Origin of the sequence: Flagellimonas oceani (assembly GCF_011068285.1) — a bacterium.
Classification (GTDB): Bacteria; Bacteroidota; Bacteroidia; order Flavobacteriales; family Flavobacteriaceae; genus Flagellimonas; species Flagellimonas oceani.
The window spans coordinates 4,188,451-4,211,175 of sequence record NZ_CP049616.1; the positions used below are offsets into that span (position 1 = coordinate 4,188,451).

At 43.9% G+C, this 22,725-nt stretch carries 23 protein-coding genes; 4 read left to right on the forward strand and 19 right to left on the reverse strand.

All coding sequences use genetic code 11. The features are described 5' to 3' along the window. Window position 1: 1 nt before the first annotated feature. The 4 genes from GVT53_RS18965 to GVT53_RS18980 are packed head-to-tail and all read right to left on the reverse strand — an operon-like array spanning window position 2 to window position 5,714. Complete coding sequence (locus tag GVT53_RS18965) at window positions 2-505, reverse strand: T9SS type B sorting domain-containing protein (RefSeq protein WP_166250047.1); 504 nt, start codon at window positions 503-505, stop codon at window positions 2-4. A gap of 30 nt (window positions 506-535) precedes the next feature. Continuing rightward, window positions 536-3,001, reverse strand: coding sequence for a ligase-associated DNA damage response DEXH box helicase (locus tag GVT53_RS18970; protein WP_166250048.1), 2,466 nt, complete (start codon window positions 2,999-3,001; stop codon window positions 536-538). Beyond that, window positions 2,998-4,689 (reverse strand): ATP-dependent DNA ligase, encoded by a 1,692-nt coding sequence (locus GVT53_RS18975; RefSeq protein WP_166250049.1) that lies wholly within the window; start codon window positions 4,687-4,689, stop codon window positions 2,998-3,000. The genes GVT53_RS18970 and GVT53_RS18975 overlap by 4 nt, the downstream gene beginning before the upstream one ends. Further along, window positions 4,686-5,714, reverse strand: a complete 1,029-nt coding sequence (locus GVT53_RS18980) for a ligase-associated DNA damage response exonuclease (RefSeq protein WP_166250050.1) — start codon at window positions 5,712-5,714, stop codon at window positions 4,686-4,688. The genes GVT53_RS18975 and GVT53_RS18980 overlap by 4 nt, the downstream gene beginning before the upstream one ends. An 89-nt stretch (window positions 5,715-5,803) precedes the next feature. Here GVT53_RS18980 and GVT53_RS18985 point away from each other — a divergent pair, with 89 nt between their 5' ends. Next, entirely contained in the window at window positions 5,804-6,232 is a 429-nt protein-coding gene (locus tag GVT53_RS18985; protein WP_166250051.1) for a tellurite resistance TerB family protein, read from the forward strand. Here the strand turns inward: GVT53_RS18985 and fbp are convergent. Next, window positions 6,229-7,236, reverse strand: a complete 1,008-nt coding sequence (gene fbp, locus GVT53_RS18990; protein WP_166250052.1) for a class 1 fructose-bisphosphatase — start codon at window positions 7,234-7,236, stop codon at window positions 6,229-6,231. The genes GVT53_RS18985 and fbp overlap by 4 nt on opposite strands. A 114-nt stretch (window positions 7,237-7,350) precedes the next feature. Between fbp and GVT53_RS18995 the strand changes: the two genes are divergently transcribed. From GVT53_RS18995 to GVT53_RS19005, 3 genes are all read left to right on the forward strand, one after another. After that, window positions 7,351-7,833, forward strand: a complete 483-nt coding sequence (locus GVT53_RS18995; RefSeq protein ID WP_166250053.1) for a GNAT family N-acetyltransferase — start codon at window positions 7,351-7,353, stop codon at window positions 7,831-7,833. Window positions 7,834-7,858: 25 nt separating this feature from the next. Then, complete coding sequence (locus GVT53_RS19000) at window positions 7,859-9,109, forward strand: aspartate kinase (protein WP_166250054.1); 1,251 nt, start codon at window positions 7,859-7,861, stop codon at window positions 9,107-9,109. A gap of 78 nt (window positions 9,110-9,187) precedes the next feature. Next, entirely contained in the window at window positions 9,188-11,008 is a 1,821-nt protein-coding gene (locus GVT53_RS19005; protein ID WP_166250055.1) for a GNAT family N-acyltransferase, read from the forward strand. Here GVT53_RS19005 and GVT53_RS19010 read toward each other — a convergent pair. The 14 genes from GVT53_RS19010 to GVT53_RS19075 all read right to left on the reverse strand — a co-directional run bounded on the left by GVT53_RS19010 (window position 11,005) and on the right by GVT53_RS19075 (window position 22,607). After that, window positions 11,005-11,496, reverse strand: coding sequence for a GNAT family N-acetyltransferase (locus GVT53_RS19010; protein ID WP_166250056.1), 492 nt, complete (start codon window positions 11,494-11,496; stop codon window positions 11,005-11,007). The genes GVT53_RS19005 and GVT53_RS19010 overlap by 4 nt on opposite strands. 75 nt (window positions 11,497-11,571) lie before the next feature. Then, a complete protein-coding gene (locus GVT53_RS19015; protein ID WP_166250057.1) occupies window positions 11,572-11,946 on the reverse strand; it encodes a TM2 domain-containing protein in 375 nt (124 codons plus the stop codon). A 53-nt stretch (window positions 11,947-11,999) separates the two neighbouring features. After that, a complete protein-coding gene (locus tag GVT53_RS19020; RefSeq protein WP_166250058.1) occupies window positions 12,000-12,386 on the reverse strand; it encodes a VOC family protein in 387 nt (128 codons plus the stop codon). Then, window positions 12,383-12,841, reverse strand: coding sequence for a DUF1801 domain-containing protein (locus tag GVT53_RS19025; RefSeq protein WP_166250059.1), 459 nt, complete (start codon window positions 12,839-12,841; stop codon window positions 12,383-12,385). The genes GVT53_RS19020 and GVT53_RS19025 overlap by 4 nt, the downstream gene beginning before the upstream one ends. 59 nt (window positions 12,842-12,900) lie before the next feature. Then, entirely contained in the window at window positions 12,901-13,833 is a 933-nt protein-coding gene (locus GVT53_RS19030) for a 2-hydroxyacid dehydrogenase (RefSeq protein ID WP_166250060.1), read from the reverse strand. A 19-nt stretch (window positions 13,834-13,852) separates the two neighbouring features. After that, window positions 13,853-14,218 carry a cupin domain-containing protein gene (locus GVT53_RS19035; RefSeq protein ID WP_166250061.1) on the reverse strand — a complete coding sequence of 122 codons (366 nt, stop codon included), beginning with the start codon at window positions 14,216-14,218 and terminating at the stop codon, window positions 13,853-13,855. Between the two features lie 8 nt (window positions 14,219-14,226). After that, complete coding sequence (mgtE, locus tag GVT53_RS19040; RefSeq protein ID WP_166250062.1) at window positions 14,227-15,579, reverse strand: magnesium transporter; 1,353 nt, start codon at window positions 15,577-15,579, stop codon at window positions 14,227-14,229. Beyond that, window positions 15,566-16,438 carry a 16S rRNA (adenine(1518)-N(6)/adenine(1519)-N(6))-dimethyltransferase RsmA gene (gene rsmA / locus GVT53_RS19045; RefSeq protein WP_166250063.1) on the reverse strand — a complete coding sequence of 291 codons (873 nt, stop codon included), beginning with the start codon at window positions 16,436-16,438 and terminating at the stop codon, window positions 15,566-15,568. Before rsmA ends, mgtE begins: the two co-directional genes overlap by 14 nt. Window positions 16,439-16,456: 18 nt before the next feature. Beyond that, window positions 16,457-16,765, reverse strand: a complete 309-nt coding sequence (locus tag GVT53_RS19050) for a gamma-glutamylcyclotransferase family protein (RefSeq protein WP_166250064.1) — start codon at window positions 16,763-16,765, stop codon at window positions 16,457-16,459. 3 nt (window positions 16,766-16,768) lie between these two features. Next, window positions 16,769-17,086, reverse strand: coding sequence for a DUF4286 family protein (locus GVT53_RS19055; protein WP_166250065.1), 318 nt, complete (start codon window positions 17,084-17,086; stop codon window positions 16,769-16,771). A gap of 90 nt (window positions 17,087-17,176) precedes the next feature. Beyond that, on the reverse strand, window positions 17,177-18,934 hold the full coding sequence (locus GVT53_RS19060; protein ID WP_166250542.1) for a tetratricopeptide repeat protein: 1,758 nt from the start codon (window positions 18,932-18,934) through the stop codon (window positions 17,177-17,179). Window positions 18,935-19,038: 104 nt separating this feature from the next. Then, window positions 19,039-20,310: a serine--tRNA ligase gene (gene serS, locus GVT53_RS19065; RefSeq protein WP_166250066.1), complete on the reverse strand. Its 1,272-nt coding sequence runs from the start codon at window positions 20,308-20,310 to the stop codon at window positions 19,039-19,041. Window positions 20,311-20,360: 50 nt separating this feature from the next. Then, window positions 20,361-21,677 carry an HTTM domain-containing protein gene (locus tag GVT53_RS19070; RefSeq protein ID WP_166250067.1) on the reverse strand — a complete coding sequence of 439 codons (1,317 nt, stop codon included), beginning with the start codon at window positions 21,675-21,677 and terminating at the stop codon, window positions 20,361-20,363. Next, entirely contained in the window at window positions 21,678-22,607 is a 930-nt protein-coding gene (locus GVT53_RS19075; protein ID WP_166250068.1) for a bifunctional riboflavin kinase/FAD synthetase, read from the reverse strand. Between the last annotated feature and the right edge of the window lie 118 nt (window positions 22,608-22,725).

The window sequence follows — 22,725 nt, forward strand, 5'->3', positions numbered from 1 at the left end:
GTTACTGTAAAAAAGGGTCTGGGTATAGAGGTTGACATCCATTATTGCTGTTAAAATTATTGGGATACTCTGTTACAACGCATAAATATCCTTGGCGTAGAAATACATCTTCACTTTCAATGACAATTTTGTACCTGTAACTGCCTTGCGCAATTTCTTCAGTTGGAAAAACATTTCCTGCAGAATCATATCCTTTTGTAGTAAATATAAGTTGGTCGGAAGAGTTATAGATTTCAACTGTATTGTTCGGGTACAAATACAAGTTTTCAATGACCCAAAAATCATTAATTCCGTCCCCGTTGGGAGTTAATACGTTGGATACATAAATATCAACAAGTTCCCCATTTTCCTGTAATGGCAAATTGTTGACATTGTCATCAATTTCTTCAGTACAGCATTTGAATGAGTTACGGGCAGAAATGGAACCATCGGAGCTACAATTGGTAAGACAGAAAAAAAGGATGGTAATTAGCCAAATGTTCGATTTTAATTGTTGTAAGGACATTGATGTCTGAAATTTTAGGAAAGTTAGTTATTATTTTCGGGTCAGTTTTTCCATCATCCGTTGGATGCGGTCCGCCAATTTTTCGTTGGATAGTTTTTCCCGCAACCTATCCGTAATAATTGGGAAAGATAGGGGCGTGGGTTGGGTACATTGTTTCCAAACAATTTCTTGTTGTGCGATTCGCTCCAAGGCCAAACGTAAACGGCCTTCTTCCAGTTGATGCTCAAAAGTTTCGGTATAAGCTTGCTGATAGAGCAGATTATCATCTTCAAAATCACGGAACACATCAAACAGCAATTCCGAACTGCTTTGCAGATGCTTCATTTTGACTCCTTTCTCGGGATAGCCCGTGAAAACCATTCCACTGATGACGGCAATATCACGGAATTTTCTGCGCGCCATTTCGTTGGAGTTCAAACTTTTTTGAAGGTCGGACAACATATACTCCGGGGTAAAAAGGTTGTTGTCCAAAATTTCCTGAATGTTGATTTCCCTGTCCGATAGCAACTCAAACCCATAATCGTTAAATGCGAGGGAGCAGGTTATCGGCGTCAACAAACTGATGCGATAGGCCAAGAGACTGCTCATCCCTTCGTGAATGGCCCTGCCTTCAAAAGGGTAAAACATATGGTGGTAGCCATCCCGGGTCTTAAAGGTTTCTATCAAAAATTGATGTGGCTGTGGCACAATGCTTTCTTCCCGCTGTTTGGCAAACATCGGCTGCAATGCTTGTATTTCTTCTGACTGTTCCGAAAACTCCAACTCGGCGGTATACAATTCCTGCCGCAACAGTTCGGACATCTTTGCAGAAAAACTCAAACGTCCTCCCATCCAGCTGGGCACTTTGTTGGTTCTCTTTTTGGAATTTCGAACGTGTGCAGCCATCCCTTTGATCCTAATAAATTCCAGATTACGTCCGGCAAAAGTGAAAACATCGCCGGGACTCAATTTGGAAATAAAATATTCCTCGATACTGCCAATGTATCCTCCTTTTTGATAGCGAACGGAGATGGTGGCATCGCCCACAATGGTCCCAATCTGAAACCGATGTCGCATAGCAACCGCCCTGCTGTTCACTTTGAATTTGCCATCTGCTTCAACCTCCACCTTTTTATACTCGTCGTAGCTCTTCAAACTTTGACTTCCCATCACCAAAAAATTCAAAAGCCATTGCCATTGTTCTTCGGTCAAGGTCTGGTAACAGAATGTTTGTTTAATTTCTGGATAGATTTCATCCGGATAAAACCCATCGGAAACCGCCAAAGTGGTCAAATATTGAATAAGGACATCAAAGCTGTTGAGGTATGGTATGCGGTCTTCCACGGCGCTGTTCAATACCGCTTTTTGCATGGCCGAAGCCTCAACCAATTCGATGGCGTGGGTGGGTAAAAAATGAATCACACTTTCTTTGCCCGGTCGGTGACCGCTACGTCCGGCACGTTGTAAAAAACGAGCTACGCCTTTGGGACCGCCAATTTGGATCACGGTTTCCACAGGCGCAAAATCCACTCCCAAGTCCAGGCTCGATGTGCAGACCACTGCTTTTAGACTTTCATTTCGGATGGCCTGCTCCACCCAAAGTCGGGTTTCTTTGTTGATACTGCCATGGTGCATCGCCATTTCACCGGCAAACTCAGGGTATTTTTCCAAGATTTTCTGAAACCAGATTTCACATTGGCTACGGGTGTTGGTAAAAAGCAAGGTGGTTTTGCTATTATTGATGATGGGCACCACTTGGTCCAAAAGATGCAATCCCAAATGTCCGCGCCAGGGAAAGGTTTCCATTTCCTTAGGAATGATACTTTTCACCGTGATTTTTTTATTGAGGTTGGCCTTGACCAAAACCGAATTTTCCAATTCTGGCGATGTTGGTCCCAACAGGACTTCGCGAGCTTGTTCCAGATTCCCGATGGTGGCCGATATGCCCCAAATGCGTAGTTCCTTGCAGATTGTTTTTAATCGAGACAGGCCCAACTCCATTTGAACGCCGCGCTTGGTGCCCAAAAGTTCGTGCCATTCGTCCACAACAACGGCGGAACAGTCTTTGAAGGTTTTTTCGTAGCCTTTGGATGACAGCAATAACTGTAAGCTTTCAGGAGTTGTGATCAATAGGTCGGGCATATGGGTTCGCATTTTTGCCCGTTCTTTTGCCGAAGTGTCCCCTGTTCGAATGCCAACGGTCATTTGTGTTTCCAAATCTTGGGTAATGCGCTCTGCTGATTGTTTGATTTCCTGTGAAAGTGCTCGCAATGGCGTGATCCAGATGGCTTTTAATCCTTTTTTGTGCTTGGTCTTGTAATCAGGATTGTTTTTGATATAATTGAGGACTATTGGGAACCACAAAGCATAGGTTTTTCCACTACCCGTAGGGGCATTCAAAAGGCCGTGCTTACCATCCAAAAAAGCTTGCCACGTATCTTTTTGAAAAGGGAATGGCTTCCAATCTTGTTTTTGGAACCAATTTTCGGCGATATGGAAAAGGTCCTCTTGATTCATTTTTTATGAGATCCCTTCGCTTTGCTCGGGATCAGTGCTTTTAAATCATCCAATGAATTGGCCTCATCGATTTTTTTGTCCTTCCGCCATTTTAAAATTCTTGGAAAACGGGTGGCAACACCGCTCTTATGTCGCTTGGAAGGAGCAATCCCTTCAAAAGCGATTTCAAACACATACTGCGGAGTAACACTTCGAACGGGGCCAAAACGCTCCAACGTATTCTTCTTGATCCACGCATCCACTTGCCGAAACTCTTTGTCCGTTAAGCCCGAATAGGCCTTGGCAAAGGTGACCAGTTCTTTTTCACCTTCTTCGTTTTTATCCCACAGCGCAAAGGTGTAGTCGGTAAAGAGGTTGCTTCGCCGGCCATGACCCCGCATAGCGTAGGTGAGCACGGCATCAATGGTGAGCGGGTCGACCTTCCATTTCCACCAGCCCCCTTTTTTTCGTCCCACTTGGTAGGTGGAGTCATTGCGTTTGAGCACTAGGCCCTCACTATGTTTTTCTCTGGACAATTTCCTTTCTTTTGCCACTTCTTCCCAAGAATTGAATTGCATCCGTTCGGATAGGAGTATGGGTAATTCATTATAAGGGGTTCTGTTTCGACTCATTTCGACTTCGCTCAATGACCAGCGCTCAGTGACCTGTTTATTGAGCGTAGTCGAAATCATAGATTCTAAAATTTTTCTTCGCTCCAGATAAGTTTTGTTTCTGATGTCCTTCCCCTTCCATTCCAAAATATCATAGACTTTCAACTTGACAGGGATTTTTTCCAACAATGATTTTGAAACGTTTTTGCGGCCTATTCGGGTCTGAAGGTCTTTAAAAGTGCCGATTTCTCCTTTGGGATAGGGGAGCAGTTCACCATCCAACACTGTTCCATTAGGGATAACGCCAACAAAAGCTTCAAATTCTGGATATTTATCGGTGACGAGTTCTTCACCCCGACTCCAGACAAAGATTTCATCATTTCGAAGAATGGTTTGAGATCGAATGCCGTCCCATTTGTGCTCTGCGGACCATTGGGTTACCTCACCCAAATCTGTAACGTCGTCTTCAACGGCATATGCTAAAAAGAAGGGATAGGGTTTGGAGAGGTAATCGCTCTCTTTCTCCTGCAAAACTAAGTCGTGGAAACTGATGCGGTTCGGGTCCCAATTGCCCATTAGTTTATAAGCGAGAATGTCCTCTTCAATACCCGTGGCTTTGGATAGTGCACGGGTCATCAATTTTTGACTCACCCCGATTCTAAAACTGCCTGTGATCAATTTATTAAAGACAAAACGCTCGTAATAATCGAGTTCGGACCAATATTGAAAAAGGTATTCCTTTTTTTCTGCTTCCGTTTTTTGTTTCAAGGCTATCATCTCCTGTAAAAAGGTGGTCAATGATTTTTTTGAGCCTTTTTCTGTTGAGGGAACCACCAAAGCAATGGTCTCGGCCAAATCTCCAACGATATGATAGCTCTCTTCGAACAGCCACAATGGAATATGGGATAGTTCAGCTGCCCAAGTACGCAGCAAAGTTGTGTTCACGGGACGCGGAGGTCTTCTGTGGGATAGTATGGCGATGGTCCAAACCTTGTCTTGGTCGCTCGCTTCTTTAAAGTATTGGGAGAGTGCCTCCACCTTTACATTGGTTTTATTGGTGCCATCCAATGTTTTTATGAGTTGGGCAAACTGTTTCATTCCGCTTCCGATTTTTCTTGTTCGTTAGCATTGATTTCGGACAGTTCGCCTTCGTATTGCGTAGCTTCGGTTCGGGCATCGTAGCCCAATTCCATCAAATATTTGGAGAAAATGTCGGTGTAGCCGTGTGTGCAGATTATTTTTTCCGCACCGGTGGCTTCGATTGTCTGCAATAGTCCTCTCCAATCGCAATGGTCGCTCAGTACAAAACCTTTGTCAATAGCCCTCCGTCTTCGTGCACCCCTGAAAGCCATCCAACCACTGGCTGTGGCGGTAACATAGGGAACCATTTTTTTTATCCAAGTGCTTCCATGGGCACTGGGAGGAGCAACCACAATGTTGCCCAAAAGGTCCTCCTTTTTGGTCTCTTTGGTAATCAAATGGGTTGGTGGCAAATCAACCAAAGGCCTGAGCACTTCGGTCATATTTTCGACCGCTCCGTGCGTGTATATTTTTCCTATGGACGTGTCCAGATGTTTGATCAAGCGTTGTGCCTTCCCCAAGGAATAACCAAAAAGCACCGAGGTTTTTCCTTCTGCTTGATTCTGTGCCCACCATTGGTTGATATCGTTGAACACCTCTTTTTGTGGTCGCCAACGAAATGCAGGTAACCCGAAGGTGCACTCCGTGATGAAGGTGTGACATTTTACAAGCTCAAATGGAGTGGTGAGCCCATCGTCTTCAATTTTGTAATCTCCCGTGAACACCCATACTTCGTCATTGTGCTCCACCCGTATTTGTGAAGATCCCACAATATGTCCGGCAGGATGGAAACTGAATTTTACGTTGTTCACCGTGAATGTTTCGCCCCAGTCTTTTCCTGAAATGGAAACATCCCCTAAACGATGCTTCACGATTGGAACATTCTTATGGTGGGTAATGTACTTGTTATGACCCCATCTACTGTGGTCGGCGTGCCCATGGGAAATGATGGCCTTGTCAACCGGTTTCCAAGGGTCCAAATAAACATCTGCCTTTTTACAATAGATTCCTTTGGAGGTAAATTCGAGCAAAGGTGTTTTCATAGCAGTCGTAAATTACAAATTTCTTTTGGTGCCCTTTTTAATATTTTTATCTCTTTAAAGATTTATATTTGTGCCACAAAATTTGAGATATGCCGATTTTAGATCTTTACGAGCACGGAGACCACAGGAATAACTTGGCCCATTTTGCCACGTTGGCAAGTTTGGCAGCGGTTGATGGGGAAATCAATCCGAAGGAAATGGCCGTCCTGGAAAAATTCGCCTTTAAACTTAATATAAGTGAAGGTGAATTCAAGGAGGTGATGAAGAAGGAGAACAAATATCCCATCGAGACTCCGCACAGTGGCGAGCAAAGGTATAGAAGGCTTTTCGATTTTTTTCAAATGATCTTCTCCGATCACGATATTGATGATGAAGAGCGTAAAATTGTGGAAAAGTATGCCGTTGGGCTTGGCTTTTCTCCAAAGACGGCCGCAGGCATCATTGATAAGTCCATCAAAATTTTTACCGGAAGAATTCCATTCGAGGATTACCACGAATTGGTAAAGCGCGAAAGCTAGGAGTTCGCCATAAATTCTTCGGCTTTTTCCACCATTTTTTTGCTTCCACAGAAGAATGGAACCCGCTCGTGCAACTCGGTGGGTTGTATGTCCATAATTCGCTGGAAACCATCACTTGCCTTGCCGTTCGCCTGTTCGGCCAAAAATGCCATAGGGTTGCATTCGTACAATAAACGAAGTTTACCGTTTTGGGCCTTGCTGCTTTTGGGGTACATATAAATCCCACCCTTGATCATATTTCGGTGAAAATCGGAAACCAGCGATCCAATGTACCTTGAGGTATACGGGCGGTCTCCTTCCTCCATTTGGCAGTATTTGATATAATCCTTCACACCTTGCGGAAAATGTATGTAATTCCCTTCGTTCACGGAGTAAATTTGACCCGATTCGGGAAATTGCATATTGGGGTGCGATAGGTAAAAAGTGCCCAGTGCCGGATTCAACGTAAAACCATTCACACCGTGTCCCGTGGTGTACACGTACATGGTAGAGGTTCCGTAGATGATGTAGCCGGCAGCAATCTGGTTTTTTCCAGGTTGCAGAAAATCTTCCAAAGTCACCGGGGTCCCTACTGGTGTTACCCTTCGGTAAATGGAAAAAATGGTCCCTACGGAGACATTTACGTCAATGTTGGAGGAGCCATCCAAAGGGTCTATCAAAACCACATATTTATTTTGATGTTGCTTATCGAAACTATTGATAGTAATGAAATCGTCTTCCTCTTCCGAAGCAATGCCACAAACAATCTCACGATTCTTCAAGGTTTGAATGAACTTTTCGTTGGCCAGCACATCCAATTTTTGCTGATTTTCCCCTTGAATGTTGGTTTCACCGGCGGCACCAATGATATCCACCAGCCCGGCTTTGTTCACTTCATGGTTCACTACTTTTGCGGCCAAACGGATACCGTTCAGCAATCTTGAAAGTTCCCCGGAAGTGTATTGAAATGATTCTTGGTTGGCGATGATGAACTCGCCCATGGTGAGTCGTTGTTTGTCAAACATTGAGAAAAGGCTGTTTTATTTAAGGACAAATATCGGGCATTTTGTGAAACTACAACGTTTTCGAAGAACTTTAATTATGTAATTTTATAACTTTGAGTTTTATTTGTAACAATCATGGAATATACAATCAGAGCAGCACGACCAGATGATATGGAGCAAGTATTGAACTTGGTCCAAGAACTGGCCAATTATGAAAAGGAACCGGACGCCGTCGAAATCACTGAAAAGGATTTGGTGGAACATGGGTTTGGCGACAAAAAGATGTTCCATTGCTTTGTGGCCGATACCAATGAAGGTATTGCAGGAATTGCGCTGGTATATTCCCGTTACTCCACATGGAAAGGACCGGCGATTCATTTGGAAGATTTGATCGTATCCGAAAAGATGAGGGGAAGTGGTCTGGGAACGGCATTGCTGGACGAAGTGGTAAAGTATGGCGATAGTCTAGGTGTAAAGCGAATTAGCTGGGAGGTTTTGGACTGGAACGAACCCGCCATTGCGTTTTACGAGAAAAAGGGAGCCAACGTGCTAAGAGATTGGGATGTGGTTCACTTGGATGAAAAAGGAATCAAAAATTATATGGAGAGCCTCAATTAGGCATCCAAAAGAATAGAATACATACATGAGGGTATTTAAGTTTGGAGGAGCATCCGTGAAAGATGCAGATGCCGTAAAGAATGTAGTGAAGGTTTTACAGGAGGTTGGATACCAAGATACTTTGGTGGTGATTTCCGCTATGGGCAAAACCACCAATGCGATGGAAAAGGTGGTGGAATCCTATTTTAACGATAAAGAAGAGGTAAATGCCTCGATTCAAGAGGTGATTGATTATCACCATGGGATTTTGTCCGATCTTTTCCAAAACCCGAACCATCCCGTTTTTGCGAAAGTCAAAGTGCTTTTTGAAGAAGTCAAAGGATTTTTGGCATGGAACAAGTCGCCCAAATATGGTTTTGTGTATGACCAAGTGGTGTGCTACGGGGAATTGTTGTCCACGACCATTGTGAGTGCCTATTTGAATGAAATCGGTATTTCCAACGAGTGGCTGGATGTAAGAACCCTCATCAAGACAGACAGCACCAACCGCGATGCTCAGGTAAATTGGGAGCGTACACAACAAGAAGTTGTTTCCCTTGTGGATAGATCTAAATTGAACATTACCCAAGGATTTTTGGGCAGTGATGACAACAACTTTACCACGACATTGGGCAGGGAAGGGTCCGATTATTCCGCTGCAATTTTGGCCTATTGCCTCAATGCAGAGTCGGTAACCATTTGGAAAGACGTTCCCGGTGTACTCAACGCCGACCCCAGAAATTTTGAAAATGCGCAACTGCTGGACAAAATTTCGTACCGTGAAGCCATTGAATTGGCATTTTATGGGGCTTCGGTGATTCACCCCAAAACTTTGCAGCCTTTGCAGCGCAAGGAAATTCCGCTGAAGGTGAAATCATTCCTAAATCCTACGGACAAAGGAACCACGGTGGGGAAGGGGAATGGCATAGAGCCCAAAGTGCCTTGCTTTATCGTGAAAAAGAATCAGGTGTTGCTAAAATTGTCTTCTCTGGACTTTTCTTTCATCGTGGAGGACAACATCAGCGAAATCTTCAAGCTTTTCCACGATCACAGACTGAAAGTGGACATGATCCAAAACTCAGCGATCAGTTTTTCCGTCTGTTTGGACAATAAATTTCGAGGACTGCCCCCTTTGTTGGAAGAACTCAAACGAAAATTCAAAGTGGTCTGCCACGAAGATGTTTCGCTCTACACCATTCGCCATTTTGATGATAATTCGGTCAAATCCCTTCAAAACGGAAAGTCGGTACTAGTGGAGCAACGCGGTAAGGAAACGGTGCAATTGGTTGTAAAATAAAAGCTTAGGCTTAATATTTAGGTAAAAAGTGCTCTAGGGTTTATTTTCTATCTTTACAGGTACCTAAAAACTTTTTCTATGGGCTTGGTTTCTGCTAAAGAGGTGGCGAAAGTCATCCATCTGGACAAATATGGCTTTTTGGGCACTTTTGTAGGATGGCTTTTAATGGTGGCCACCAGAATTAGCACCATCAATAGATTTTATGATAAAAACAAAGAGCTGTCAGGGCCAGAATTCCTCGACGCTATTTTGGAACACTACGAAATCGACTTTGAGATTCCGGAAGAGGATTTGAAACGCTTGCCCAAATCAGGTCCCTACATTACCATTAGCAATCATCCTTTAGGGGGCATTGATGGGGTGTTGTTGCTCAAGTTATTGTTGAAAGAAAGACCCGACTATAAAATTATAGCCAATTTTTTATTGCACAGGATTGAGCCTTTGAAGGATTACATTATGCCCGTTAATCCTTTTGAAAGCCACAAGGATGCCAAAAGCAGTATTGTTGGATTCAAGAATGCACTGCAACACCTTAGGGATGGACATCCGTTGGGTATTTTTCCCGCAGGGGAGGTGTCCACCTATCGCGATGGAAAATTGGTGGTCGACCGACCCTGGGAGGAAGCGGCCATAAAATTGATAAGAAAGGCGGAAGTTCCCGTGGTACCTATATATTTTCACGCTCGCAATAGCAGATTGTTTTACCGTTTGTCCAAAATTGACGATGTGTTCCGAACGGCCAAGTTGCCCTCTGAGCTTACTTCGCAAAGCCGTCGTCCCATCAAGGTCCGAATCGGTCAGCCTATTTCAGTGAATACACAAAACGAGGAAAAGACCTTGGAGGATTTTGCGGAATTACTTCGTAAAAAGACCTATTTGTTGGCCAATGCTTTCGAAAAAGAGCGCTTTTTGGATAAGGTTCCCACATCCCTTAAAATTCCGAAACCACCCAAGAAAATTGCCACAGCCATCAGTGCAGATGTACTGAATGGAGAGATTGAAAAACTCCGGGAGAAGGATTGTCGTTTGCTGCAAAGTAAAAATTACGAAGTATTCTTGGCTCAGGCCAAGGATATGCCTTTTTGTTTGAACGAAATAGGCCGTCAGCGCGAGGTAACTTTTCGTGAAGTGGGCGAGGGCACCAATAATGCCATTGATTTGGACAAGTTTGATTCCTATTATCACCATTTGTTCTTGTGGGACGATGATTCCAAGGCGATTGTCGGAGCTTACCGTATGGGATTGGGGTCGGAAATCTTCAACAAATATGGTATTGATGGTTTTTACCTTCAAGATCTTTTTCGATTTGAACCTGAACTGTACGGAATGATGGAGAAATCCATCGAAATGGGCAGGGCATACATTGTAAAGGAATATCAGCAAAAACCGATGCCGTTGTTCTTGCTTTGGAAAGGTATCGTGCATACGACCTTGAGGCATCCGGAGCATCGATATTTGATTGGGGGAGTGAGCATCAGCAACCAGTTTTCAAACTTTTCGAAATCATTGATGATTGAGTTTATGAAATCCAACTATTGGGATCCCTACGTGGCACAATACATCCGTCCCAAAAAGGAATTTAAGGTAAAGTTGAAAGATGCCGATAAGGAGTTTGTGTTCGATGAGACCCAAGCTGACCTGAACAAGTTCGATAAATTGATCAGTGAAGTGGAACCGGGGAGTCTGCGCTTGCCTGTGTTGATCAAAAAGTACATCAAACAGAACGCCAAAGTAGTGGCCTTTAATGTGGATCCCTTGTTCAACAACTCTGTGGACGGTTTAATGTACATTCGTATTGCAGATCTTCCTGAAAGCACCGTAAAGCCTGTAATGGAGGAGTTTCAGGCTGAACTGGAACGCAAAGTGGCCGAGGGCAATGGGACGCTCGAGGAGGATTAATCGATTCCGATCTTGCTGCTGCGTCTTTCAAAGAGGAGGTTATCTTTCCAGATGCCATGAATTTTCCCCACACGTTCCCGTTTCCCGATGTATCTGAAGCCTGCTTTTTCGTGCAATTTGATGCTGGCGGTGTTCTCTGGGAATATACCTGATTGTATGGTCCAAAGGCCTGCTTTTTCACTTTCCTCGATCAAATGTTGCATCAGTAGTTTACCAATGCCCTTACCGCGGCTCTTATCAGAAATGTAAACGCTTACTTCGCCAACACCACCATAAACACAGCGACTGGAAACAGGCGATAATGCAGCCCATCCTAAAATTTCACCATCGCTCTCAGCAACCAAACGGCATTGTTTTGTGTGGGCACTGTCCCATTGATCGTAAGAGGGGGCCTTGGTCTCAAAAGTGGCAAAGCCCGTGGCGATTCCTTCCAAATAAATCCGCGAAACATCTTCCCAATCCGATGCATTCATGGTTCTGACAATCATATCGAGGTATTATTAATTGTAATATTACGATGAATTGATATTCAAAAAAAGCCAGGGTTAATCTGGCTTAAATTTTTAGAACCAAGGCTTTTTGCCCACTTGATAAGTGTTAAAGAACTCTTCGTCGGACTTTGTCAGGTAAATGATACCTTCAATCAACCCAACAATGGCTACGCCCAGTACAATAAAGCTCCCGACAACAAAGCAAGCGGTTATGTAACCGATTACTGTGGCACCTAACATGATAAATCCTTCTTTTTGGTAACCCAGTATGAATTTATGAACTCCTAACTGTCCTAGTACAATGGCAAGTATGCCTGCCAGTAATTTCTTGTTATCGCTTGAATTTAAAGCTTCCTTGGCACTGTTGGTGAATTCGTTTGCGGTTTTCTTGGCATCATCTGCAAATTCATCTGCTTTATCACCAAAGTCTTTTTTTTCTTCTGACATGTTTATTTAATATGTTGGTTAATGAAGGCTAAATGTAGCAAATAAATCAATATCTATAAGAAAGCTTTATCAACAGGTTCCCATAGTTCCAATTTGTTGCCCTCTGGGTCCAAGATCCAACCGAATTTGCCGTATTCGTATTCCTCAATTTCCCCGACTACGGTAACTCCTTCTTTTTTTAGGACCTCTAGCAGTTCCACCAAATTTTCCACCCGAAAATTCATCATGAACGGCTTTTCACTGGGTTTGAAATATTGTGTTTTTTCATCCATCGGGCTCCATTGTGTGGAACAGTCGTTTCCTTCTTGGTCCTTCCACCAAAAAGTACAGCCATATTGGTCGGTGTTCAATCCCAAATGATTTTTATACCATGCCTTGATGTTGTCCGGGTCTTTGCTCTTAAAGAAAAACCCTCCCAATCCAGTTACTCTGTTTTTCATGATTTTTTAATGTTTTTTTCGTACAGCACAATCCACTCTTGTGGCGTCATTTTTTGGCATAGCGCTGCAATCAGTTGATAAGGAATGGTATCCATGTTCTTAAAACGGATACAGCTTTTGCCCATATCGAGCTTTGTGTTTACAAATTTGGGGTATTCGGCCACAAACCAATCGTGCAAACTTGGATTGGCATATATTCCTGAGTGATAAAGCGCCACAAAGTTTTTTTGTGATGCAATGTTGATGAAGGGGAGCGGTAATTTTGGGTCCACATGGTACCCATCCGGATACATGGAGTGGGGTACCACGAACCCTATCATTCCATAGCTGATACATTCTTCAAAACCTTCCGGTAGATTGTTCTTTATGATCTCCCGAAGCTTTGAAAAAGCTTCTTTGCGTTCTTCAGGCAGTTTTTGGATGTACTCATCGGGCGTTTTGGCTTCAATGGTCATGTCTGGTCAGGTTTTATCCAATGCCAGGGCCACAAATAAGATGGAATTGGTACCTAAAGTTAAGAAAATCTTTCTTTGACTTTGTCAACAATGGTCTGGGCCAATTTTTCCTTGCTTTCCACTGTCCAACCGGCCACGTGCGGGGTGAGCAACACATTTTTGGCTTTGCGCAGATATTTGAATGCCTTCGGTTTTTGGGCGAACATATTTTCGAAGGACTTTTGCTCATATTCCAGCACATCCAGTCCAGCACCGAGAACTTTTCCTGATTTAAGCGCTTCCGCTAAATCTTTGGTAACCACACATTTGCCACGAGCTGTATTGAGTAACCAGAACGGTTTGTGGAATTTTTCTATAAAATCTGTGTTTATCATCCCCATGGTCTGCTCGGTCTGCGGAACGTGCAAGCTGACGACATCCGAGCGTTGCTGAAACTCCATGATTCCCACTTGACGGGCATTTTCATCGCCTACACCGCCAACTATATCATAACAGATGACTTCAACATCGAAACCACGTAGTTTTTTGGCAAAAGCCTTGCCCATATTTCCGTAACCAATAATGCCAACCGTTTTTCCGTCGAGTTCAACCCCTCTATTTTGCTCCCGTTTCCACTTGCCCTTACGCACCTGGCGGTCAGCTTTGCCCATATGGTTCATTAGGGAAAGCAACATGCCCAAAGCGTGTTCTCCCACGGCGTTTCGGTTGCCCTCCGGTGCGGAGGCCAGAAATATCTCCTTATATTTTGCGTATTCGGTATCGATATTTTCCAGTCCTGCGCCGACTCTTCCTATAAATTTTAGGTGGGTGGCTTTTTCCAGAAATTGCTGGTCTATGGTAAACCTGCTCCGGATAATGATGCCGTCGTAATTATGGATTTTCTTTTCTACTTCCTCTTTGGATGAGGTGTAATCTTCGTGGTTTTCGAACCCAAGCTCTTCAAATTGTTCAATGAGCAGTGGGTGATTGGTGTCTAAGTGGAGAACTTTCATGGGGGCAAATATACAACTCCTAGATTTTTGGATAATGGGTTTGTGTCTTTTCGTGCTGCACATTGCCCGTGTGGGCCGTACTCATTTTTTCAAAAAGTAGCACATGAACCTCTTCACCGTTTTTGGTCATAGGGTTGTGTTCCACACCTTTGGGCACTACTATGATCTCACCTTCGTTCACAACCTCTGTCCGATCACGGAATTGCATATAGAGTGTTCCCTTGATGACCTGGAACAACTCATCTTCGTTCTTGTGGGCGTGCCAAACAAATTCACCCTGTAATTTGGCCAAAAGTACCTGCATATCGTCAACCACGGCAATTTGATGGGGATGCCATTGTTTGGTGAATTCTGCGTGTTTTTCTTTGAGGTTGATGGATTTCATTGCTCTGATTATATGCCCAAGATCATTTTAGCTATCCAAAAATAGATCAGGATTCCAAAAATATCGTTGCTTGTGGTGATGAACGGCCCAGTGGCAATCGCCGGGTCAATATTTCTTTTGTGAAGGAACATGGGGACAAAGGTCCCTATCAGTCCTGCGACCACGATCACGACCACTAGGGACAATGAAATGGCCAATGCGGTCGCAAAAGATCCTTTCCATATCCAAGTAAATAGCAACAATAGTAATGCGAGGATAAAACCGTTTAAAAGTGCCAACAGCATTTCCTTTAATAAATGGGTGCTCACACTTCCTTTGAGGTCGTCGTTGGCGAGACCTTGAACTACAATGGCACTGGACTGCACTCCCACATTCCCTGCCATTGCGGCAATCAATGGGGTAAAAAAGAACAATACGGCATGCTTGGCAATCATATCCTCAAAAGTTCCCATAATGGCCGCTGCACTGAGTCCGCCCAAAAGACCCAAGATCAACCAGGGCAACCGGGCGCGCGTGAGTATCCAGATGCTATCGTTTACTTCTACATCCTGAGAGATACCTGCCGCCATTTGGTAATCCTTGTCGGCCTCTTCACGAATTACATCTACAATATCATCAATGGTGATACGGCCCACCAAACGGCCTATTTCGTCTATTACCGGAATGGCCTCCAAATCGTATTTGGACATGATTCTGGCAACTTCTTCCCCTTTTTCGTTGACGTTTACGGAATCGACCTTGGGAATATAGATGTCCTTGATATGGCTTTTGGTAGATGCCGTTAGTAAATCTTTCAGCGAAAGACGACCCTTTAACTTGCCTTCGTCATCTACCACATATATGGAGTGCACCCTGGTCACGTTTTCCGCTTGGGCCCGCATTTCCTTTACACAATTGGTCACGGTCCAATTCTCGTTTACCTTTACCAATTCCTTTGCCATAAGGCCACCCGCAGAATCTTCCTCGTAACGCAAAAGGTCCACGATGTCCTTGGCGTGCTCTCGATCTTCTATTTCCGAGATTACTTCTTGGACGAGTTCTTTTGGAAGCTCGTTGATGATATCCGCAGCATCATCCGTGTCCAGTTCCGAAAGCTCTTCCGCAATTTCCTTGGCAGTTAGGTTTTTAAGTACGGCCTCCCTGATATCCTCGTGCATTTCGGCAAGGATGTCCGAAGTTTTTTCACTGTCGAGCAGCTTGATCAGATAAGTGGCTTCCTCGACCTCCATTTCGTCCGCTATTTCCGCAATATCGGCATAGTGGAACTCCTTCATCATCAGTTGAAGTTCGGCGTCCTTGTTCTCGGCGATCAGTTCCCTGATCTCTTCCAAAAGTTCGTCTGTGAGTTTAAACGGGGTCATCGGCTATCTTTTGTGTCAACGTTACAAAATCAGCTACACTAAGCTGTTCAGGGCGTTGATCAAAGATAGCATCTTCTTTTAGATTATCGGAGAGGTTGAAGATTTTAAGACTGTTACGAATGGTTTTTCGTCTTTGGTTAAATGCCGTTTTTACCACTTTAAAGAAAAGTCGCTCGTCGCACGGTAAGTTCAGTTCCTTTTTCCTTGTTAAGCGAAGCACACCCGAATCCACCTTTGGGGGAGGGTCAAAAACCCCGGGCGGTACCGTAAATAGGTACTCGGCATTATAATATGCTTGAACGAGCACAGAAAGAATACCATAAGTTTTGCTTCCGGGCCCTTCGCAGATACGTTTCGCGACCTCTTTTTGGAACATTCCCGAGAACTCGGGTACCTGTTTCCGCATTTCCAGCATTTTAAATACGATCTGGCTGGAAATGTTATAGGGAAAGTTACCGGTAATCGCGAATTGTTCCTCTCCATACAGATCGGTCAGATCAAACTTGAGGAAATCGGCCTCAATGACATTCAGGCGATTGTTTTGTTTTAAAATGGCGGCATGCTCCAAAGGAAAACTGTGGTTGAGGTACACAATGGATTCTTCGTCGAGATCCATCGCCACCAAATCCAAATCACGCTGTAAAAGATATTTGGTGAGCACTCCCATGCCGGGCCCGATTTCCAATACGTTATTGTATCCTTCCAAAGACAGGGTCTGCGCAATTTTTTGCGCCACGGTTTCATCTTTTAGAAAATGCTGGCCCAAATGCTTTTTTGCCTTTACGGCACCATCTTCCTGCACGTATTTATTTTTGTGGGAGGAGTCATTGGAGTACTTCTTTTTTTTCTTTTTGGACACGGATGGTTTTTTTGCAAGTTAGTTGGAATTTTCGATATAGATCCAAGCTTCATCACCTGATTCCAAAGGAAATTTTTGGCGTTTGTACGCACTGGTCTCATAAATATCTGCCTTTTTCAGGTCTGTCTCGTTCACTTCGTAGGCTATACCTGCAACTTTATCCTCTGGATCATTGGTGTTGACGACCAACGGATAACGCCCATAAACGGCATTTTCCAATTTTTTAAAACCCAAAACAGAATCGGTTTTTCCCTTGAGCAAACGGCCAAAAATATAGTGCTGTACTTGATGGTCCTGGAGTGTTCCGTAGGAAAATAAATATTCCAATGGCTAAGGTATTTGTTGACTGATAACTTCCAGTTCTGTTCTAAAGGCAACGAATTTGTTGGGAAACATTCGCTGTGCCTGGGCACGTAAATGTTCCGCATCCTCTTTGTAATAGGCTTCCAAGGTGTCCCTGCTCTGGGTGGTGTATTGTATGGAATAGGTAATTCCACCCATATCTTCCTCTACTAATACCCTTACCATTTTGGCGTGTGAAAATTTTCCGGTGGCCAGCATATCGGGGATGTGCTTGTCCTTCATCCAATCCAACCATTGGTCATGGACACTTTCATCTATATTGATGGTAACGTTGTAAATGAGCATGAGCTTCGCTTGTTTGTTTGTGCGGTGAAATTACTGTAATTTTTGAGAACTCCCTTTTTTGGATTCCGCCTTTCAGAAAAGGAAAGGAGACTAGTTGATCGCATCCCCGCGGAGCCTTCTAAAATTCTTGCGGGCCTGAGGGAAGTAATAACTGTCCTGATAATTATAGATGATCTTCTCATAATTGCTTTTAGCCTTTTCGGGTTCGTTCAAGATGTTCTCGTACAATTCGCCCAAGGCAAAATGGGCATCGTCCGCTAGAATGCCATCGGCATAGAACTCTACTATTTTTTGATAGTTGAACTCCGCACTTTCATAGTTTTTTTGCTCTACCAACAATTCGGCCTGTTTCAGCAAGGCTTCGTCCTCGATTTTTTCCCCTTTGTGATTTTGTAAAATATCTTCCAGTACCTCAATGGCTTCGGTGTTTTTATTTTGATAGGCCAGCAAATCCGCTCTGGCATATTTTTTCAAAGCGGTTTGTGTGGAATCTTCCAATGAATTGTCCGAAATGAGCAAGCTCAACTGCATGGCATCGTTGGCGATAAGCTGGGACGTGGAACTCCGAAGCACTTTTAATTGGGTTAGGGCCCAATCAAAATCGCCTTTGTAAAAACTGGTCTGTGCCACTTTGAAACGAGCATCTTGGCCCAATACATCGTTTTTGACGCTTTTTTGTACCTGTGTAAAAAGAATCAAGGCTTCATTGAACCTTTGGTCGAATACCAAAATATCCCCAAGCGCCAATTTTACGTAGGCCATGGTCATTCGGCCCATCGGGAGTTCCAAGCTTTCTTTGAGCATCGCAATGGCGGGCCCCGGTTCTTCTTTTTTGAAAGTTAAAAAGTTGGCGTAGGCAATCTGCAATTGCAAGGTGATGCTCTGGTTGCCATATTCTCCCACAAGGTCATCGAACTTTTTTTGTACATCCTCCAGAACCTTTTCTGTCGGGTTTTCCAGTGCAATATCGATGAGGTTGAGTTCTGCATTGAGCCGGTTTCTTGGGTTTTCCGTGTTATCCACAATGTATTCGTAAATCTCGGTGGCGGTTTCCCAGTCCTTGTCCTCCAAAGCTATGCTTCCCAAGTTTTCCAATCGGTCCATGGATTGCCCCTCACTTCTTTTAAAAATGGCCTTTTCTTGGCCAAAAGCGCTGCTATATTGTTTTTGCTGTACAAAAAGCCAGCTCAAGAGTTCGTTCCATAAAATGTCGGGCGCTTTTTGCGCATTTTGAAGCAGTACCTTTCGCAACAACACATTGTTTTCGTTGGTAGGGTCTTCTGATATAAAATCATCGATGTTACGCAGTACATTGGAGCGGGAGGTACGTCCTTCCCAGATTAGGTTGAGATAGGATTGGTACATTTTGGCAATATCCCCCTGTTCGCCATAAATGCGCGCCAATTGAAAATCGTAGTTGAGGTCTGGTTTCAATTCCATCGCCTTGGTGTAGGCTTGGATCGCATAATCGAGCAGGGCATATTTTTGGAAACGGTACCCAACACTGTATCCATAGTTTGGGTTGTCCTCTATCTTGTTGATGGCCTTGTCGTAATAGGCATTGGCCTTTTCGGCTTCATTTTTAAGTGTAAAATTGTAGCCCAGTTCAATGTAAAAGGTGGGAAACGCGTAGCTGTCCTCTATTTTTTGAAGTAAAAATGCCTCGGCATCGTCATAGCGTTCCAATTGTTGATAGCAAGCCACCAGACCCTCGGCATAATCCGTGCGCCTTGGATTGGTCTCCACCAATTTTTCGTAGAATACCAGGGCTTTCTCGTAATCGCCATCCTGAAAGTATTGTTTGGCCAAGAAATCCTCTTGTGCCGTTACAATACTCGCTGATAGCATCAATATGAGAAATAAAAGACGTTGCAATAGCTTGTTTTATTTCAAATATAACGCAGAAATGTGCGGGATTCTGTTAACCGAATCCAAATTAATGGTTGAAAACCTTAATCGATGGTGTCAAAACCGCAGTAAGGAACCAATACTTCCGGTATTTTTATGCCCTCATCGGTTTGATAGTTCTCCAAGATTCCGGCCAAAACCCTGGGCAATGCCAACGAACTTCCGTTCAAGGTATGCGCCAACTGGCTTTTTCCATTTTCATCTTTGTAACGCAATTTTAGGCGGTTGGCCTGAAAGGTTTCAAAATTGGATACGGAACTGATCTCCAACCAACGGTCTTGGGCGGTCGAGAACACTTCAAAATCAAAAGTCAATGCAGAAGTGAAGCCCAAATCCCCTCCGCAAAGACGAAGGATTCGATAGGGCAGTTTCAATTCACGAAGAATATTTTTTACGTGCTCCACCATTTCATCCAAGGCCTGGTATGAATTGTCGGGGTGCTCCAATCGCACGATTTCCACTTTGTCAAACTGGTGCAAACGGTTGAGACCGCGAACGTGAGCTCCGTAGCTTCCTGCTTCGCGTCGAAAACAAGGGGTGTATCCGGTATATTTGATGGGAAAATCACTTTCGGCCAAGAGATCACCGCGGTGTAAATTGGTCACAGGCACTTCGGCGGTTGGAATCAGGTACAGATCATCGGCCTGTAAGTGGTACATTTGCCCTTCTTTGTCCGGTAATTGACCTGTGCCATAACCAGAGTCTTCGTTCACCATTAGCGGTACCTGCATTTCGGTATAGCCCGCTTCGGCATTTTTGTCCAAGAAATATGAAATTAGGGCACGCTGTAAACGGGCTCCTTTGCCTTTGTAAACAGGAAAACCCGCACCGGTTATTTTAACACCGAGCTCAAAATCGATGATATCGTATTTTTTCGCCAATTCCCAGTGGGGAAGTGCACCATCTGACAAGGTAGGGACATCACCTTCCTTGAAAATTTCTTCGTTGTCCTCTTCCGAGTTGCCCGCAGGAACGGATTCGTGGGGAACGTTGGGTATCAAATACAATTGCTGCTGAAGTTCCTCGACGGTGGTATTGAGGTCGTCCCCCATCGTTTTGGATGCTTCTTTGAGTCCAGCGGTCTTTTCTTTTAGGGCATTGGCTTCCTGTGCCTTTCCTGTTTTGAAAAGCATGCCGATTTCCTTGGAAAGTTTGTTGGATTCGGCCAGTGTAGCATCCAGTTCGGTTTGGATGGAACGTCTTTTTTCATCGAGTTCCAAAACCTTTGATAGCATAGGTGCGGCATCGATGTTGCGCTTTTTTAAAGCGGTTATGATACTTTCCTTGTTTTCCCTGATGTTCTGTATTTGAAGCATGGCCTTGTTTTGAGGCGCAAATTTAATTTAATCTGAACAAGTGCCCAACTTTATTCCTTGGGAGCGGGCAGAATCCAATCGTTGTGGGCAAAATGTTTCCATGGAACGCTTGCCAAATCTACTTTTGGGTCGATATATTGTTGATAGGGTTTTTGGTTTATTCTGACCTTGTTGTCCACAAAAACCTGGATTTCTTCCCCTTGTTCTGCATATTCTTTTTTGAGGTGTTGGGCAAACTGCCAAACAAAATCGGGATAGCAGGCCACTCTCCGTTGCTGTTTTGTGGTCAGATAATCGTTCAGGTCGACATTGGTGGTGTCCTTGGTTTGAGTGTTTACCACTTTGTACGAGATGCTTCCTGCACGGCTACGAAGCATCATCCGCCAACTCAGCCGATGGCCTTCTTCGGTCCAAAGTACATCATCCTTGAAGAAATGGTGTCTAAGTGGCAATATAAGTTGAACCAGAAAATAAAGACCCAACACCGTTAAAGTGATTGTTTTGGTTTTTGGTATGATGACCTTGGTCTCCGGAATAACTTTTTTGGTTCTCAAAAAGATATTTCGAATGGTTTGTGGCTCAAAAAAGAACACAATAAACGCTAATGATAAATACGGAAAAATTCCTATTTGAAACACGATGCTGTTGAACAGGTGAAAGAAAATGGACAGCACAAAGGCAATTTTCCGGGTGGGTCTCCAAAGTAATGCGGGAACAATCAGCAAATCAAAACCAATACCGAAGACGCCTATTATTTTATGTACCCATTTTTGCTGGAGAAAATCACCAATGAGGTAGTAGTCCTTTTTGGAGCTCATCAATACTTCGATCATGCTAAAATCCAACCAATCGGCATATAGTTTTGCAATGGAAGCGTAGGTGTACACAATAAAGAGTTGTAGGATGATAATCCATCGGACCCAATTGTACATGCTCTGTGACCGCAGTCCGGGATTCAGTTTTGCATCTAAGGATGCATCCCGGTGGGCCGGTAAAAATGCCATGATGTAGGCGAGCAGCATCAGCAAATAATAGTGGTTGTTGTACGATGTTTTCTGCATTAAATAGACGCCCGACCATAATACGGCAAAGGCCAGGGCACTCAACCGGTATTTGAAACCGAAAGCGATCATAAGGCCCAACGTGCCCATGATGGCGAAGTAAATGTACATGCCGATACCGGGCAAGGGCTGCAACCATTCAAACCCTATAAAGGAAAAAGTAAATTGGGGTTCCACCAGCGTTCGGCGCACCCATCCGGTAGCTATGGCGCCATAACATTCCGCGCTTACCAATAAACCATAAAACACCCTGAAAACCACTAGTTGGGCGTTGTCTATTTTCTTGAATAGAAATTGGTTCAGCATTTATTTGGAGATTAGGCCCAAGGAATGATTTTTGTCCTTTTTTAATTGATCCTTAAGTTCTTCTATGGAGTTGAACTTATGCTCGTCGCGTATGCGGTGGAGGAGCTCCACTTGGATTTTTTTATCGTACAGGTCTCCTTCAAAATCAAAGAAATTGACTTCGATGCTTTTCTGGGAACCGTCCACAGTAGGGTTGAAACCGATGTTCATCATTCCAAAATGTACTTTTCCGTTAAGATTGCTTCGCACCACGTAGGCGCCATTTTTTGGAATGAGCTTGTATGCTTCCGCAATGTGAAGATTGGCCGTTGGGAAGCCAAAATCCCTGCCCAGACCTTTGCCTTTTTTAACTGTTCCTGTAAGCATGTAGGCGTAGCTTAGGTAGTTGTTGGCGGTTTCCACATCACCTTCCAGAAGCGCCTTTCTGATTTTTGTGGAGCTTACGGAAACATCTTCGATTTCTTGTGCGGGAATTTCCTCCACTTCGAAGTCGAAGGTATTCCCAAAGGTGATCAGGTCCTGTATATTGGCGTTACGGTTACGTCCAAACCGGTGGTCGTACCCGATGATTATTTTTTTGCTTTTGATGTTGTTCACAAGAATATCGCGAACAAAATCGACCGCGGAAAGCCGTGAAAATTGTTTGGTAAAGGGGTGTATGATCAAATAATCCAGCCCCAAAGTTTCCAGGATCTGTTTTTTCTCATCAAGGGTGTTCAGCAATTTAATGTCCACATCTTTTTGCAGTACCATGCGAGGGTGCGGGAAAAAAGTGAGTACCGTTGACTTAAGTCCGGTATTTTTGGCATTATTTATGAGGCGTTCCAGTATCTTGCGGTGTCCGAGATGCACGCCATCAAACGTGCCAATGGTAACCACAGTTTGATGCGGAATGTCCTTAAAATGAGAAATGTTCTGGATTGTTTCCAACGCAATAAAGAAATAAAAAAGGCTTACATTTGAATTTATACTATGCCCTGATCGTGTATGAAAGCTAAATTACATCTTGTTTTATCAATAACCATATTTTTTAGCTGCTTTTGCATAT

Bases quoted from the DNA above. Each gene is read 5' to 3' on its own strand.
- GVT53_RS19055 (WP_166250065.1), bottom strand. From the start codon at position 17,086: ATGCTCATTTACAACGTTACCATCAATATAGATGAAAGTGTCCATGAC.
- fbp (WP_166250052.1), bottom strand. From the start codon at position 7,236: ATGTTTGACAAACAACGACTCACCATGGGCGAGTTCATCATCGCCAAC.
- GVT53_RS18985 (WP_166250051.1), top strand. From the start codon at position 5,804: ATGCCGATTTTAGATCTTTACGAGCACGGAGACCACAGGAATAACTTG.
- GVT53_RS19025 (WP_166250059.1), bottom strand. From the start codon at position 12,841: ATGACCATTGAAGCCAAAACGCCCGATGAGTACATCCAAAAACTGCCT.
- GVT53_RS19000 (WP_166250054.1), top strand. From the start codon at position 7,859: ATGAGGGTATTTAAGTTTGGAGGAGCATCCGTGAAAGATGCAGATGCC.
- GVT53_RS18965 (WP_166250047.1), bottom strand. From the start codon at position 505: ATGTCCTTACAACAATTAAAATCGAACATTTGGCTAATTACCATCCTT.
- GVT53_RS18980 (WP_166250050.1), bottom strand. From the start codon at position 5,714: ATGAAAACACCTTTGCTCGAATTTACCTCCAAAGGAATCTATTGTAAA.
- GVT53_RS19015 (WP_166250057.1), bottom strand. From the start codon at position 11,946: ATGTCAGAAGAAAAAAAAGACTTTGGTGATAAAGCAGATGAATTTGCA.
- GVT53_RS18995 (WP_166250053.1), top strand. From the start codon at position 7,351: ATGGAATATACAATCAGAGCAGCACGACCAGATGATATGGAGCAAGTA.
- GVT53_RS19005 (WP_166250055.1), top strand. From the start codon at position 9,188: ATGGGCTTGGTTTCTGCTAAAGAGGTGGCGAAAGTCATCCATCTGGAC.
- GVT53_RS19030 (WP_166250060.1), bottom strand. From the start codon at position 13,833: ATGAAAGTTCTCCACTTAGACACCAATCACCCACTGCTCATTGAACAA.
- mgtE (WP_166250062.1), bottom strand. From the start codon at position 15,579: ATGACCCCGTTTAAACTCACAGACGAACTTTTGGAAGAGATCAGGGAA.
- GVT53_RS19010 (WP_166250056.1), bottom strand. From the start codon at position 11,496: ATGATTGTCAGAACCATGAATGCATCGGATTGGGAAGATGTTTCGCGG.
- serS (WP_166250066.1), bottom strand. From the start codon at position 20,310: ATGCTTCAAATACAGAACATCAGGGAAAACAAGGAAAGTATCATAACC.
- GVT53_RS19020 (WP_166250058.1), bottom strand. From the start codon at position 12,386: ATGAAAAACAGAGTAACTGGATTGGGAGGGTTTTTCTTTAAGAGCAAA.
- GVT53_RS19035 (WP_166250061.1), bottom strand. From the start codon at position 14,218: ATGAAATCCATCAACCTCAAAGAAAAACACGCAGAATTCACCAAACAA.
- GVT53_RS19060 (WP_166250542.1), bottom strand. From the start codon at position 18,934: ATGCTATCAGCGAGTATTGTAACGGCACAAGAGGATTTCTTGGCCAAA.
- GVT53_RS19070 (WP_166250067.1), bottom strand. From the start codon at position 21,677: ATGCTGAACCAATTTCTATTCAAGAAAATAGACAACGCCCAACTAGTG.
- GVT53_RS18975 (WP_166250049.1), bottom strand. From the start codon at position 4,689: ATGAAACAGTTTGCCCAACTCATAAAAACATTGGATGGCACCAATAAA.
- GVT53_RS18970 (WP_166250048.1), bottom strand. From the start codon at position 3,001: ATGAATCAAGAGGACCTTTTCCATATCGCCGAAAATTGGTTCCAAAAA.